Raw genomic sequence first — 14,597 nt, 5'->3', positions numbered from 1 at the left:
GTGCCCGGGGCTCAGCCCAGGGGCACCGACCAGGACAGCAGCGTCCCGGACCCGCCCGGGGCGATGCCGATCGAGAACGTGCCGCCGTGCTGCCGCGCCCGCGCGGCGAGGTTCCCCGTGCCGGAGCGGCGGTCGCGGGTGGCAGGCAGGCCGACGCCGTCGTCCTCGACCTCCACGCGCACGGTGCCGAGCGGACCGGCACCGTCGACGGACACCCGGACGCTCACCGACGAGGCGTGCGCGTGCCGCGCGGCGTTCGCCAGCCCCTCCCGGACCACCGCGACGACGTCGTCCGTGCGGTCCGGGCCGATCCGCTCGTCCACCAGGTCCGCGACGATGTAGTCGCCGTCCGGGACCGCCTGGCCGTCGAGCATGACGACGAGCGAGGGCGCGAAGCCCAGGCCCGTGCGGGCCAGCGAGGCCTCCCGCCGCAGGCGCTCGACGATGCCGGTGGCGGCGTCCGGGTCACGCAGCGCGTAGACGATCTGCCGGATCTGCCGGACGGAGGCGTCGACGTTGTCCAGCGCCTCCTCGACGATGCTCGTGAGCTCCGAGGGGTCGACGCCGCGCGAGGACCGGCGGCGGACCGTCTCGAGCTGCATGCCCGTGGCGAACAGCTGCTGGATGGCCAGGTCGTGCAGGTCGCGGGCGATGCGCTCGCGCTCGTCCAGCAGGGCGGCCTGGTCCTGGGCGTGCCGCGCCTCGGCGAGCACGAAGGCCAGGGCGGCCTGGGAGGCGAACGACTCGGCGGTGGCGAGGTCGTGCGGCTCGAACGTGGGGGAGCCGATGCGGCGCAACAGGATGAGGACGCCGACGCCGCGGCCGGAGGTCTGCAGCGGGGCGAAGATGGCCGACCCGAACGAGCGCATCGCGGGCACCGTGATCCGCCGGGACTTCGACAGCGAGTCCATCAGCAGGCCGGTGCCCTCCTGCATGACCGACCACGTCGGCCCGCCGGGGGTGAGCTGCGCGCCGATCAGGGTGTCGGCGTTGTGCCCGTCCGCGAGCTCGATCAGCAGCTCGCCGGCCACGCCGGGCAGCGCGAGGGCGGCGGTGTCCGCGTCGGCGACGTCCCGGGCGGTCGCGGCGATGTGCGCCAGCGCGTCCTCCTCGTCGGCGCCCTGCAGGAGCATCGTCGTGATCTCCTGCCCCGCCCGCAGCCAGTGCTCCCGCCGGGAGCCCTCCGCGTAGAGCTGGGCGTTGGCCACCGCGACGCCGGCCGTGGCCGCCAGGGCGATCACGGTGGTCGCGTCCTTGTCGGTGAACCCGCCGTCCTTCTCGGAGAGGTACAGGTAGCCGTAGACCTGGTCCCGCACCCGGACGGACGCCCCGAGGAACGAGCCCATCCTCGGGTGCCCGGCCGGCCAGCCGCGGAACGCCGGGTGCTCGGTCAGGTCCTCGAGCAGCAGGACGCCCTGGGCGGGGATCTGGCTCAGCACGCCCTGCGCGTGCGGCGGGTGGCCCATGAGCGCCGCCGTCGCCGCGGGGACACCGGTCTGCACGAACGTCGTCGACTCGCCGCGGGAGTCCAGCACGTTGATCGCGCCGTACCGCGCGCCCGTGAGCTCGACCGACACGCGGACGAACCGCTCCAGCACGCCGGGCAGCTCGAGCCCCGACGCGACGGAGAGCACGGCGTCCAGCAGGTCGGCGAGCTCGTCGCCGGTCTCGGTGGCGGTGCCGAGCTCCAGGTGCGAGCGGCCGCCCGGCTCCCGGACGTGGATCGTGGTGGTCACGCCGTGCGTGGTCGGGTCCTGCGTCGTCAGGTCGTCGGCCATGCCCTCGTCGTCCCCGTCCCGCTGTCGTCCTGCTCGGCTGCGTGGGCCTCACGGTAGTCGGCGTCGGCCGCGATCAGGTGCGCGTGCGTCCCGCGCGCCGCGACACGCCCGCCGCGGAGCACGAGCACCTCGTCCGCGGCGTCCAGCGGGGCGAGCCGGTGGGTGACGAGCAGCACCCCGCGGTCCGGCCCGGTCGTGCGCGGGGTGACGAGCAGGTCGGTGACGAGCCGGTCGGCGGTCCCGGGGTCCAGGTGCTCCGCGGGCTCGTCCACCAGCAGCAGGGGAGCGGTGGCCAGCAGCGACCGGGCGAGCAGCAGCCGGCGCCGCTCGCCGCCGGAGACGCTGCGGGCGTCCGGGCCGAGCGCGGTGTCCACGCCGTCGGGGAGCCCGGCGAGCCAGCCGCCGAGCCCCGCCCGCTCCAGGGCGGCCCGCGCCTCGTCCGCCGTCGCCGAGCCACGGGCGACCCGCAGGTTCTCCAGCACGGTGGTCTCGAAGACGTGCGCGTCCTCGGTGGTGAGCGCGAGGCGGGACAGCCGGACGGCCGGGTCGACCGCGGGCAGCGGCACGCCGTCGAGCAGCAGCTCGCCACCCCGCGGCGGCAGGAAGCCGGCCAGGGTCAGCAGCAGGGTGGTCTTGCCGACGCCGGACGGGCCGACGACGGCCAGGCTGCGGCCGGGGGCCAGGTCGAGGTCGAGGCCGGTGACGACCGGCTCGCGGCCGGGCCAGCCGACAGCGAGGCCGCGGGCGACCAGGCTCGGGCCGGCGGCGGTGGTGGAGGCGGTGCCGGTGGTGGAGGCGGTGCCGGCGGGCGCCGCCGGTGCCGGGGCGGGGGGTGTCGCAGGGGCGTCCGTGCCGTCCGCGGCGTCCAGCAGGTCCATCAGCCGCGCGGCGGCCGCCCGCGACCGGTGCACCTGGATCGCCGCGGCGGGCAGCACGCTCGTCGCCTCGAACGCGGCGAGCGGGGTCAGCACGACGACCGCGAGCTCGACGGCCGCGAGCGACCCGGACGCGGCGGCCGGGATGCCGACCAGCAGGGCGCCGAGCACGGCCAGCCCGACGGCGAGGTTCCCGAGCGCCGCGGCGACCGCGGCCGGGCCGGCGCCCGTGTCGGTCGCCCGCGCGAGGTCGGCGTCGGCGGCCCGGAGCCGGGCGACCTCCGCGCCGGTGCGGCGCTGGACGGCGAGCGGCCCGGCGTCCTCCAGCAGGCCGAGCGCGGTGGCGGCCATCTCCGCCCGGGCGTCGGCGGCCCGGCGCTCGGTGGTGCGGGCGGCGCGCTGCGCGAGCCACGGCGCGACGACGCCCGCGAGCAGCAGGCAGGCGGCGAGCGTCAGGCCGGCCGCGGGCAGGAACATGCCCATCGCGACGACCGTGCCGAGGCCGAGCACGGCGGCGACGGCGGCCGGGAGCAGCCCGCGCACCACCACGTCGCCGACGGCGTCGACGTCCGCGCCGACGCGGGCGAGCAGGTCCCCGCGGCGCAGGCCGAGGGTCGCGCCCGGGCTGCCGTCGGCGAGCCTGCGGTACAGCGTGGTCCGCAGCCGGCTCATGCCGCGCAGCGCCACGTCGTGGGACACGAGGCGCTCCAGGTAGCGGAACAGCCCGCGGCCGATGCCGAACGCCCGCACCGCGACGGTGGCGACGGACAGCTCGAGGACGGGGGGCATCTGGGCGGCGCGGGTGATGAGCCACGCCGAGACGGCGGCGAGCGCGACGGCGGACCCGAGCGCGGCGGTGCCGAGCAGCACGGCGAGGGCCGCCCGCCGGGGGTCGACGTCGAGCAGGCGGACGGCGCGCCGCAGGGGGTCGGCGGCGATGCGGGCGCGCAGGCCGGGGCGGTGGGCGGGGGCCGGCGTCGGGGCGGTGGGCGCCGGGGCGGCGGTCGTCATCGGGCCTCCTCCGCGGCGGTCGCGAGCGGGGCGTCGCCGGGTCCGGCGGGCTGGCCGGGGTCGGCGGGGTCCGCCGGCACGGCGGCCGACCGCACCTCCACCACCGCGTCGGCGAGGGCGATCAGCGACGGCCGGTGCGCCACGAGCAGCACGGTCCGGCCGGCGGCTCGCAGGGCGCGCACGGTGCCCAGCACGACGCGCTCGCCCTCGGCGTCCAGGTGGGCGGTCGGCTCGTCGAGCACGACGAGCGGCGCGTCGGACAGCAGCGCCCGCGTGAGGGCCACGCGCTGGCGCTGCCCGACGGACAGCCCCGCGCCGCCGCGGCCCAGGTCGGTGCCCCATCCCTGCGGCAGGGCGGCGACCACGGCGTCCAGCCCGGTGAGGGCGGCGGCCCGGTCCCGGCGCGCGCGGGCGTCGCCGTCGAGCTCGGCGTCCTGCGCCCCGGCGACGAGCCGGCCTACGCTGCCGGGCTCCAGCACGGGGCGCTGGGGGAGCCAGGCGACCTGGCTCCAGTAGGTCTGCGGGTCCACGTCGGCGAGCGGCACGGCCCCGCCGGGACCCACCACCTCCACCGTCCCGGCGTCCGGGCGCAGCAGCCCGAGCAGCAGGTCGACCGTCGTCGACTTGCCCGCCCCGCTCGGCCCGGTGACCGCGACGGTGCTGCCCGGGGCGAGGTCGAGGTCGAGGTCCGCCGGGGCGAGGACGTCGCGGCCCGGCGCCCGGACGGTGACCCCGCGCAGCCGGACCGTCGCCGTGCGCAGGTCCGGGGCGGGGACGGTGCCGCGCGCGGGCACCGGGGTCTCGAGGACCCGGAACACCTGGTCGGCTGCCGCGACGCCGTCGGTGGACGCGTGGAACTGGGCGCCCACCTGGCGCAGCGGCAGGTACACCTCCGGCGCGAGCACGAGGATCGTCAGCCCGGTCACCAGGTCCAGGTGCCCGTAGACGAGCCGCAGGCCGATGCCCACCGCGATCAGCGCGACCGACAGCGTCGTGAGCAGCTCCAGCACCATGCCGGAGAGGAACGCGATCCGCAGCGTGCCCATCGTGGCGCGGCGGTGCGCGTCACCGAGCGCCTGCACCCGCGCCGCCGGCCCGCGCTCGCGGCCGAACGCGCGCAGGGTGCTGAGCCCCGCGACCAGGTCGAGCACCTGGGAGCCGAGCCGCTGCATGACCCGCAGCCCGCGCTCGGACCGGCCCTGCGTGAGCTGGCCGATGAGCACCATGAAGATCGGGATCAGCGGCAGCGTGCCCGCGGCGATCGCGGCGGAGATCCAGTCGAGGTCGAGGAGGACCACGAGCACCGCGGGGGTCACGGTGGCGGACAGCACGAGCTGCGGCAGGTACCGCACGAAGTACGGCTCCAGGGCCTCCAGGCCCCGGGTGGCGAGCGTGACGACCCGAGCGCCCTCGCCCTCCGCGAGCCAGCGCGGGCCGAGCTCGGCGGCGCGGGCGACGACCTGCTCGCGGAGCTCGGCGACCGCGCGGGTGGCGGCCCGGTGCGCGTACCGCTCCTGCACGCCCGTCGCCAGCGCGCGCGCCGCGACGACGGCGGCCAGCCAGCCGATCTGCGGGAGCAGGTCGGACAGGCCGGCGCCGTCGTGCGCGGCGGCGGCGAGCACCCGCGCGAGCAGGATCGCCTGCGCGACGACGAGGCCGGCGGTGACGATCCCGAGGGACACCGTCAGCGCGAGGTAGCCCCGGGCGGCGCGGGCGTACCGGAGCAGGCGCGGGTCGAGCGGCTTCACGCGGTCGTACGGTCCCTCAGGCCCGGGTGGAGCCGTCGGGCGAGGTGCCGCCGTGCCCGGTGCCCGCACCGGCCTTGGCGGTCACGGTCGCGAACGTCAGGCCGGTGTGCTCCGGGATGTGGTCCGCGGAGATCCGCTTGCGGAACACCCAGTACGTCCAGCCCTGGTAGAGCAGCACGACCGGCGTGAGGATCACGGCGACCCACGTCATGACGGTGAGGGTGTAGTCCGTGGACGAGGCGTTGTCGACGGTGAGGGAGTTCGCCGGGTCGATCGCCGGCATGACGTCCGGGTACATCGAGCCGAAGATCAGCACCACCGCGGCGACGATCGCCACCGCCGACGCGACGAACGCCCAGCCCTCGCGCCGGGCCCGGGTGGTGAGCACCAGGGCGACCAGCGCGCCGGCGGCCACGACCACGGCGACCCAGGTCCACGCGACCGAGTAGGCGAGCTGCGCCCAGACGGCCCAGGCGCCGGCCACCACGAGGGTGACGACCGAGAGCCGCGCGGCGAGCGCGCCGGCCTTCTCGCGGATGTCGCCGGACGTCTTGAGCGCCAGGAACACCGCGCCGTGCGTGAGGAAGATCAGCAGCGTGGTCGCCCCGCCCAGCAGCGCGAACGGGTTGAGCAGAGCGAAGAACCCGCCCACGTACTGGTGGTCCGCGTCCAGCTCGACGCCGCGCACCAGGTTCGCGAAGGCCACGCCCCACAGCAGCGCCGGCACGTACGAGCCGGCGATGATGCCGCGGTCGGCCCAGGCGCGCCACTGGTCGGTGTTGATCTTGCCGCGCCACTCGAAGGCGACGACCCGCATGATCAGCGCGAGCAGGATGAGGAGCAGCGCCAGGTAGAACCCGGAGAACATCGTGGCGTACCACTCCGGGAACGCCGCGAAGGTCGCGCCGCCGGCGGTGAGCAGCCACACCTCGTTGCCGTCCCACACCGGGCCGATCGTGTTGATCATCACCCGGCGGTCCTTGTCCTTGCGGCCGAGGACGGGCAGCAGCATGCCGACGCCGAAGTCGAACCCCTCGAGGACGAGGTAGCCGGTCCACAGGACGGCGATCAGCAGGAACCAGAGAGTCGAGAGCTCCATGTCGGTCAGTCCCGTCCGTCAGTAGGCGAACGACAGCGGGCGGTCCGCGGCGTCCGGGTCGTTGTCGGGGTGGTTGTCCGGGTTGTCGGGGCTGACGTCCTTCTCGGTGTCGGCGACGCCCTCCACGGCGTAGCGCTTCATCAGCTTGAACCAGACGACCATCAGGGCGCCGTAGAGCAGGGTGAACGCGGCCATCGAGATGATCACCGTGGTGGGGGAGACCACCTCGGACACGCCGCGCTGGGTCAGCAGCCAGACGCCGTCCACGCCGGTCGGGTTCGGGTACACCACCCAGGGCTGGCGGCCCATCTCGGTGAAGATCCAGCCGAACGCCGAGGCCAGGAACGGGGTCGGGATCGCGATGAGGGCGATCCTCGCGAGCCACGGGTTGTCCGAGACCCGGCCCTTGCGCGTGAACCACAGGGCGGCGAGCGCGAGGGCGGCCGACCCGGCGGCGAGGCCGATCATCAGGCGGAAGGACCAGTAGGTCACCGTCAGGTCGGGGATGTAGTTGACGCCCTCGCCGAACTGCTCCTCGTACCGCGCCTGGAGGTCGTCCACGCCCTCGAGGGTCGAGTTGAAGTCGTTGTTCGCGAGGAACGACAGCAGCCCCGGGATCTGGATGTAGTGCGTGACGCCCTCGCAGTCGTTGCTCAGGTCGCCGACGGCGAACAGCGAGAACGCCGCGCCCTCCTCGGTGACGCACAGCGCCTCGGCCGCCGCCATCTTGGTCGGCTGCTGCTCGAACATGAGCTGCGCCTGCGCGTGGCCGGTGATGCCCAGGCCGATGCCGGAGATCAGCATGGTCCAGACCCCCAGCATCACCGCGGGGCGGTAGACCGTGCGGGCCTTCTCCGCCTCGCCCCGGCGGACCAGGCGCACCATCCACCAGGCCGCGATGCCCGCGACGAAGGTGCCGGCGGTGAGGAAGGCGGCCGTGATCGTGTGCGGGAACGCCGCGAGCAGCGTGTTGTTCGTGAGCACGGCGACGATGTCGTTCATCTCCGCGCGGCCGGTCTCGGTGTTGAAGATCGTGCCGACCGGGTGCTGCATCCAGGAGTTGGCCGCGAGGATGAAGAACGCGGACAGGTTCGTCGCGATGGCGACGGCCCAGATGCAGGCGAGGTGGATCTTCTTGGGCAGCTTGTCCCAGCCGAAGATCCACAGGCCGAGGAACGTGGACTCCACGAAGAACGCCGCCAGGGCCTCCATGGCCAGCGGGGCGCCGAAGACGTCGCCGACGAACCGGGAGTACTCCGACCAGTTCATCCCGAACTGGAACTCCTGGACGATGCCGGTCGCGACGCCGATCGCGAAGTTGATCAGCATGAGCTTGCCGAAGAACTTGGTCAGGCGCAGCCAGGCCTCGTTGCCCGTGCGCACCCAGATGGTCTGCATGATCGCGACGAGCGGGGCGAGCCCGATCGTCAGCGGGACGAAGATGAAGTGGTAGACGGTGGTGACACCGAACTGCCAGCGTGCGAGATCGAGGGCTTCCATGGGCGATCCGTCCAGGAGCAGGTGCAGATGGGGGGCCTTACGGCCCAGGCGCAGGCCGCTGTCCGACGGTATTGCGCCTCGGTTCACAAGCCTAGGACATAGGTCCCGGGATCTGACGCGATGTCGCCTCGTCGTGACGCGCTTCACGAGCGTGATCTAGGGCACTGTGCGATACTGGCTCCGGCCTCCCGGGATCCACACACCCCGGGCGTCCACCGTGCTCGCCGCACCAGCGCAACGCGCTGCCAGGCGCCGCCGGCCGCGGACGGACCTCACCAGGGTCCGACGTGCCAGGCAGGCGATGGCGCCGAACGCCCGTGCAGCGGCCGACACCGACGACTTCCGTCGCCGCGGGATCGCGAGCGACGACCGACCGCCCGAGGGCGCCGCGCGTGTGGCCGGCGTACCCGGGCATGCAGGAGCACCACGCGTGACGCTCGACAACACCTCGGACAGCACCACCGCAGCAGCAGCGACGGGCGGTGAGCAGGCCGCCGAGGGGGCGACCGCCCGCCCGAAGCGCACGACCCGCACCCGGGCGACCCGCGCCACCAAGGCCGCCGGCGCCCCCGCCGCTGACGCCGCGGCGGAGACCCCCGCCGTCGACGCGCTCGTCGCGGAGGCCGCGCCGGCCGCCGAGGACGCCCCGGCCAAGCCGGTCCGTCGCCGCGCGCCGCGCAAGACGAAGGCGCAGCTCGCCGCCGAGGCGGCCGCCGCGGAGGAGGGCGCCGCCGCCGCGCCCGCGCCGGAGGCTGCCGCCGACGGGGCCCCGGTCGCCGAGGCGCCCGCCGCCCCGAAGCGCCGCCGCTCCACCCGCACGGCCGCCGCCCCGGCGCCCGTCGACACGCCGGCCGCGCCGGAGCCGGTCGCGCCGGAGCCGGTCGCGCCCGAGCCGGTCGCGCCCGAGCCGGTCGTGCCCGAGCCGGTCGCCGCGGAGCCGGCCGCCGCCGAGGCGCCCGCCGAGCCCGCTGCCGGGACCCGCCCGCGCCGCTCGCGCCGGGCCACCCGACCCGCCGCCGCGCCGGTCGAGCCGGCCGCCGCCGCGCCCGCCGCCCCCGTCGCCGATGCCCCGGCCGAGCCCGTGGTCGAGGAGGAGGACGAGGAGATCGCCGAGGCCGTCGAGCAGGCCGAGGAGACGTCGGCCGCCGCCCCGGAGAGCCGCCTGGACGTGCTGGCCGAGCTCGGGCGCACCACGACCGCGCCGGCCGCCCCGGCTGCCGCCGCCCCCGCGCAGCCCTCCGGCGAGGACCGCACGGCCGCTGCCCGGCTCGCCACCACCGCGCTGCTGTTCCAGGCCCCGGAGGCCCCGCGCCGCCGCCGCCGCGCGCAGGCGCCGTCCGGCTCGCCGGAGGCCATCTCGGCTGCCGCCCAGGCCGAGGCCGAGGCCGCGCAGACGGAGGCCGCCGGGACCACCGCCGCCGCCGGGCAGCCCGCCGCCGAGGAGCCCGCCGCCCCGTCCCGTCGCCGCGGCCGCCGCGGTCGCGGTCGCCCGGAGGAGGAGGCCGCCGAGGCCCCCGCCGACGCCGCCGAGGTCGAGGTCGAGCAGGCCGAGCAGGCGGACGAGGACGCCGAGCAGGCCGCCGAGCGCGACGAGGCCGACGCCGAGGAGGGCGCGCCCCGCCGTCGTCGCCGCCGGGGCGGCCGCGGCCGCCGCTCGCGCGGTGCGGGCGACGCCGAGGGGGACCAGCCGGAGCAGGCCGGCCCCGTCGCGGACGACGAGTCCGAGGCCGACGAGGACGCCGACGACGCGGACGCCGACGAGGCCGAGGACCGCGCCGAGGGCGACGAGCAGGGCGGCTCGAGCCGTCGCCGTCGCCGTCGTCGCCGCTCCGGCCGCGGCGGGGACGCGGGCGAGGGCGACTCGTCGTCGTCGCGCCGGTCCGGCTCGCGCGGTGACGAGGTGACCGCGCTGCGCGGCTCGACCCGCCTGGAGGCCAAGCGCCAGCGTCGCCGCGAGGGTCGTGACGCCGGACGCCGGCGTCAGATCATCACCGAGGCCGAGTTCCTCGCCCGCCGCGAGTCCGTCGAGCGCTCGATGATCGTCCGCGAGGCGAACGGCAAGACGCAGATCGCGGTGCTCGAGGACGGCGTGCTCGTCGAGCACTACGTCTCCCGGCAGGCGCAGGTCTCGATGGCCGGCAACGTCTACCTCGGTCGCGTGCAGAACGTGCTGCCCAGCATGGAGGCCGCGTTCGTCGACGTGGGCAAGGGCCGCAACGCGGTGCTGTACGCCGGCGAGGTCAACTGGGACGCCGCGGGCCTCGAGGGCGGCCAGCCGCGCCGCATCGAGCAGGCGCTGAAGTCGGGCGACTCCGTGCTGGTGCAGGTCACCAAGGACCCGATCGGCCACAAGGGCGCCCGCCTGACGTCGCAGATCACGCTGGCGGGCCGGTACCTCGTGTACGTGCCCGGCGGCGGCATGACCGGCATCAGCCGCAAGCTGCCGGAGAACGAGCGCGCGCGCCTGAAGAAGATCCTGCGCGAGGTCGTCCCGGACTCCGCCGGCGTCATCGTCCGCACCGCGGCCGAGGGGGCGTCGGAGGAGGAGCTGCGCGCCGACATCGCCCGGCTGCAGTCGCAGTGGGAGGCGATCGAGAAGAAGTCGAAGACCGCCTCCGCGCCGGCCCTGCTGCAGGGCGAGCCGGACCTCGCGATCCGCGTGGTGCGCGACATCTTCAACGACGACTTCTCGTCGCTGGTCGTGCAGGGCGAGGAGGCGTGGGCGACGATCTCGGGCTACATCGGCGAGCTCGCGCCGGACCTGGCCGAGAAGGTGTCGAAGTACACCGGCACCGGCGACGTGTTCGCGGCGCACCGGGTGGACGAGCAGCTCGCCAAGGGCATGGACCGCAAGGTCTGGCTGCCGTCGGGCGGCTCGCTGGTGATCGACCGCACCGAGGCCATGACGGTCGTCGACGTCAACACCGGCAAGTTCACCGGCGCGGGCGGCACGCTCGAAGAGACGGTGACCCGGAACAACCTGGAGGCCGCGGAGGAGATCGTCCGCCAGCTCCGGCTGCGGGACATCGGCGGCATCATCGTCATCGACTTCATCGACATGGTGCTCGAGTCGAACCGCGACCTCGTGCTGCGCCGGCTCGTGGAGTGCCTGGGTCGTGACCGGACCAAGCACCAGGTGGCGGAGGTCACCTCGCTGGGCCTGGTGCAGATGACCCGCAAGCGCGTCGGTCAGGGCCTGGTCGAGGCGTTCTCCGAGACCTGCGAGCACTGCAACGGCCGCGGCTTCGTCGTGCACACCGAGCCGGTCGAGAAGAACAACGGCCGCTCGGACGCGGGCGCGCAGCAGGCGGCCCCGGAGGGCGAGCCCAAGAAGTCCCGGCGCAAGCGCGGCGGGGCCAAGGAGCAGGCGCCGGCCGCACCCGCCGCGAGCGTCCCGGTGCTGCCGGAGGCGCGCGAGGCGGTCAAGGCCACGCTGGCGACCATCGCGGCCGCGGCGGCGCACGCCCACGTGCACGACGACGAGGCGCACGCGGCGGAGCAGCACGCGGCGGTGCAGGACGAGGCGCCGGCCCCGGCCGCGGTGGAGGCCGAGCCGGCCGCCCCGGCGCCGGCCGCCCCGGCGCCGGCGGGACCGGTGCTCGACGTGCTCGCCGCGCTCGGCGACCTCGCGACCCGCACCCCGGCCCCGGAGCGCCCGGCGGTCGACCCGGAGCCCGCGCCCGCGGACGCCCCGACCCCGGAGCAGCAGCTCGAGCTCATGCCGGTCGACCCGGCACTGTTCGACCTGCCGCACCCGGACTCCCCGGCGGACGACGCCTCCTGAGGCACCGTCCCCGCCGAGGTCGTCGGTTCCGCCCGAGGTCGTCGGTTGCGCACCCGGTCGGATGCGCGCAACCGACGACCTCGGCGCCCGCCGCCCGCGCGGGGTGGGGGAGCGGGCGAGTTTGACCCCCGGCGAGGGGCTTGCGTATCCTTGAACGTCGGTGCGTTCTGATGGGGACCGTTCGAACGGGTCTCGTCGGAGAGCACCGTTCGCGCGTACCGCCCCTGCGGCGCCGACGCTCCCGTGTTCCGCTGCCACCGCGGTGGCGCGCCGGGACCCGGCCCGAGGCGGGACGCCCCCAGAACCTGAAGTTCGACGAGCAGAGATGAGCAGCAACGTGGTGTACGCGATCGTGAAGGCCGGCGGCCGTCAGGAGAAGGTCGCCGTCGGCGACGTCGTCGTCGTCGACCGCCTCGCGGCGGAGGCCGGCGCGACGGTCGAGCTGCCCGCGCTCCTGCTGGTCGACGGCACGGCCGTGACCTCGGACGCCGCGGCGCTGGCCAAGGTGAAGGTCACCGCGGAGGTCGTCCGGGACGAGAAGGGCCCGAAGATCGACATCCTGCGGTACAAGAACAAGACGGGCTACCGGCGTCGCCAGGGCCACCGTCAGCAGCTGACCCGCCTCAAGGTCACCGGCATCAAGTGACCCCGCGGGCCCCCGGCCCGTGACCCACCCGTAGACAGCACCGCAGGAAAGCAGGCCTGAGATGGCACACAAGAAGGGCGCGAGCTCCTCGCGCAACGGTCGCGACTCGAACGCCCAGCGCCTCGGCGTCAAGCGCTTCGGTGGCCAGGTCGTCAACGCCGGCGAGATCATCGTCCGCCAGCGCGGCACCCACTTCCACCCCGGCGTGAACGTCGGCCGTGGCGGCGACGACACGCTCTTCGCCCTGGCCGCCGGCTCGGTGCAGTTCGGGACCCGTCGTGGCCGCAAGGTCATCGACATCGTGACGGCGGGCTGACACCGCCGCACCGCACGTTCGCCGGAGGGGCGCACCGCACGACGCGGTGCGCCCCTTCGCCGTAGGAAGGAACCACCCAGCATGGCCGCGTTCGTCGACCGAGTCGTCCTCCACGCCAGCGGCGGTGACGGCGGCCACGGCTGCGCGTCCATCCACCGCGAGAAGTTCAAGCCGCTCGCCGGCCCCGACGGGGGCAACGGCGGGAACGGCGGCAGCGTCGTGCTCGTCGTCGACCCGCAGGTGACCACGCTGCTCGACTACCACCACGCGCCGCACCGGCACGCGCCGTCGGGCACCCAGGGCATGGGCGACCACCGGCAGGGCTCCACCGGGCAGGACCTCGTGCTGCCCGTGCCCGACGGCACCGTCGTGAAGTCCCCCGACGGCGAGGTGCTCGCGGACCTGGTCGGCACCGGCGCCACGTTCGTCGTGGCCGAGGGCGGGCACGGGGGGCTGGGCAACGCCGCGCTGTCCTCGCCGCGCCGCAAGGCCCCGGGCTTCGCGCTGCTGGGCGAGCCGGGCGAGGCCCGGGACGTCGTGCTCGAGCTCAAGACGATCGCCGACGTCGCCCTCGTGGGCTTCCCGAGCGCGGGCAAGTCCTCGCTCGTCGCCGCGATGTCGGCCGCCCGGCCGAAGATCGCGGACTACCCGTTCACCACCCTGGTGCCGAACCTCGGCGTCGTGCAGGCCGGCGACGCGCGGTACACCGTCGCCGACGTCCCCGGCCTCATCCCGGGCGCGAGCGAGGGCAAGGGCCTCGGCCTCGAGTTCCTCCGGCACGTGGAGCGCTGCGCCGTGCTGGTGCACGTGCTGGACTGCGCGACGCTCGAGCCGGACCGCGACCCGCTGACCGACCTGGACGTCATCGAGGCGGAGCTCGCCGCGTACTCGGGCGACCTCGGCATCGAGGGCGGCCGGGTCCCGCTGAACGAGCGGCCGCGGCTCGTCGTGCTCAACAAGATCGACGTCCCCGAGGCGCGCGACCTCGCGGAGCTGGTGCGCCCCGACCTCGAGGCGCGCGGGCTGCGGGTGTTCGAGATCTCCACGGCCAGCCACGAGGGCCTGCGCCCGCTGACGTTCGCGCTCGCCGAGCTCGTCGAGCAGGCGCGCCGCGAGGCGCCCGCGCCCGAGCCGACCCGCGTCGTGCTGCGGCCGCGCGCCGTCAACGAGTCCGGGTTCACCGTGACCCGGCGCGTCGAGGGCGGGGACCACGAGTACTTCCAGGTGCGCGGCTCCAAGCCGGAGCGCTGGGTGCGGCAGACCGACTTCGCGAACGACGAGGCCGTCGGCTACCTGGCCGACCGGCTGGCGCGGCTCGGCGTCGAGGAGGCGCTGCTCAAGGCCGGTGCGGTCGCGGGCGCCGAGGTCGTCATCGGGGACGGGCCGTCCGCCGTGGTGTTCGACTGGGAGCCCACGCTGCTCACCGGCTCGGAGCTGCTCGGCGGTCCGCGCGGCTCGGACCAGCGGCTCGAGGACCACAGCCGCCCGACGCGCGGGCAGAAGCGCCAGGAGTACAAGGAGCGGATGGACGCCAAGGCCGAGGCCCGCGCGGAGCTCTGGACCGAGCGCGAGGCCGGCCTCTGGACGGACGACTGACTGTGAGGCTTGTGCCTGCGGCTCGCTGAGCGGTGGGCTGTGTTCGGTGGGTGCGCGCGTGACTCTACGTCTGACTGGCTTCGTGCCTTCGAGCGGACTTGTCCGCGCGTGCCTGCCGGCCCCGGCCCGACCGGAGTTGCTGGCCTGATCAGGAGCTTGACCGCCCGTGGACGCGGGCGTGTCCCGTCACAGTCCTGCCGATCTCCAGCCGGACCGGAACCTCACGTTCCTCCGGTTCGAAGGA

At 75.4% G+C, this 14,597-nt stretch carries 9 protein-coding genes; 4 read left to right on the top strand and 5 right to left on the bottom strand.

From position 1 onward, the window contains the following. Window positions 1–11 precede the first annotated feature (11 nt). The 5 genes from HNR08_RS01630 to HNR08_RS01610 are packed head-to-tail and all read right to left on the bottom strand — an operon-like array spanning window position 12 to window position 8,011. Window positions 12–1,778, bottom strand: coding sequence for a GAF domain-containing sensor histidine kinase (locus HNR08_RS01630; RefSeq protein WP_146839400.1), 1,767 nt, complete (start codon window positions 1,776–1,778; stop codon window positions 12–14). After that, the gene (gene cydC / locus HNR08_RS01625) at window positions 1,763–3,664 is read right to left on the bottom strand and encodes a thiol reductant ABC exporter subunit CydC (protein WP_146839402.1); all 1,902 of its coding nucleotides are present in this window, start codon (window positions 3,662–3,664) and stop codon (window positions 1,763–1,765) included. Before cydC ends, HNR08_RS01630 begins: the two co-directional genes overlap by 16 nt. Further along, on the bottom strand, window positions 3,661–5,412 hold the full coding sequence (cydD, locus tag HNR08_RS01620; RefSeq protein ID WP_146839404.1) for a thiol reductant ABC exporter subunit CydD: 1,752 nt from the start codon (window positions 5,410–5,412) through the stop codon (window positions 3,661–3,663). Before cydD ends, cydC begins: the two co-directional genes overlap by 4 nt. Window positions 5,413–5,428: 16 nt before the next feature. Continuing rightward, on the bottom strand, window positions 5,429–6,511 hold the full coding sequence (gene cydB, locus HNR08_RS01615; RefSeq protein WP_146839406.1) for a cytochrome d ubiquinol oxidase subunit II: 1,083 nt from the start codon (window positions 6,509–6,511) through the stop codon (window positions 5,429–5,431). 18 nt (window positions 6,512–6,529) lie between these two features. Beyond that, a complete protein-coding gene (locus HNR08_RS01610; RefSeq protein ID WP_146839408.1) occupies window positions 6,530–8,011 on the bottom strand; it encodes a cytochrome ubiquinol oxidase subunit I in 1,482 nt (493 codons plus the stop codon). A gap of 430 nt (window positions 8,012–8,441) precedes the next feature. Between HNR08_RS01610 and HNR08_RS01605 the strand changes: the two genes are divergently transcribed. From HNR08_RS01605 to obgE, 4 genes are all read left to right on the top strand, one after another. Next, on the top strand, window positions 8,442–11,795 hold the full coding sequence (locus HNR08_RS01605; RefSeq protein WP_246803121.1) for an Rne/Rng family ribonuclease: 3,354 nt from the start codon (window positions 8,442–8,444) through the stop codon (window positions 11,793–11,795). A 337-nt stretch (window positions 11,796–12,132) separates the two neighbouring features. Continuing rightward, window positions 12,133–12,441, top strand: coding sequence for a 50S ribosomal protein L21 (gene rplU / locus HNR08_RS01600; protein ID WP_216447441.1), 309 nt, complete (start codon window positions 12,133–12,135; stop codon window positions 12,439–12,441). Between the two features lie 61 nt (window positions 12,442–12,502). Beyond that, the gene (gene rpmA, locus HNR08_RS01595) at window positions 12,503–12,757 is read left to right on the top strand and encodes a 50S ribosomal protein L27 (protein ID WP_146839414.1); all 255 of its coding nucleotides are present in this window, start codon (window positions 12,503–12,505) and stop codon (window positions 12,755–12,757) included. 81 nt (window positions 12,758–12,838) lie between these two features. Next, window positions 12,839–14,353, top strand: coding sequence for a GTPase ObgE (gene obgE / locus HNR08_RS01590; RefSeq protein ID WP_183834743.1), 1,515 nt, complete (start codon window positions 12,839–12,841; stop codon window positions 14,351–14,353). The last annotated feature ends 244 nt before the right edge of the window (window positions 14,354–14,597 follow it).

Source organism: Cellulomonas hominis (assembly GCF_014201095.1).
In the GTDB taxonomy this organism is placed as follows: domain Bacteria; phylum Actinomycetota; class Actinomycetes; order Actinomycetales; family Cellulomonadaceae; genus Cellulomonas; species Cellulomonas hominis.
Note: the sequence above shows the minus strand (reverse complement) of the source record. Positions and strands in the feature narration are given on the sequence as shown.

Coding starts and splice junctions, on each gene's coding strand:
- obgE (WP_183834743.1), top strand. CDS start 12,839: ATGGCCGCGTTCGTCGACCGAGTCGTCCTCCACGCCAGCGGCGGTGAC.
- HNR08_RS01630 (WP_146839400.1), bottom strand. CDS start 1,778: ATGGCCGACGACCTGACGACGCAGGACCCGACCACGCACGGCGTGACC.
- rpmA (WP_146839414.1), top strand. CDS start 12,503: ATGGCACACAAGAAGGGCGCGAGCTCCTCGCGCAACGGTCGCGACTCG.
- HNR08_RS01610 (WP_146839408.1), bottom strand. CDS start 8,011: ATGGAAGCCCTCGATCTCGCACGCTGGCAGTTCGGTGTCACCACCGTC.
- cydB (WP_146839406.1), bottom strand. CDS start 6,511: ATGGAGCTCTCGACTCTCTGGTTCCTGCTGATCGCCGTCCTGTGGACC.
- cydC (WP_146839402.1), bottom strand. CDS start 3,664: ATGACGACCGCCGCCCCGGCGCCCACCGCCCCGACGCCGGCCCCCGCC.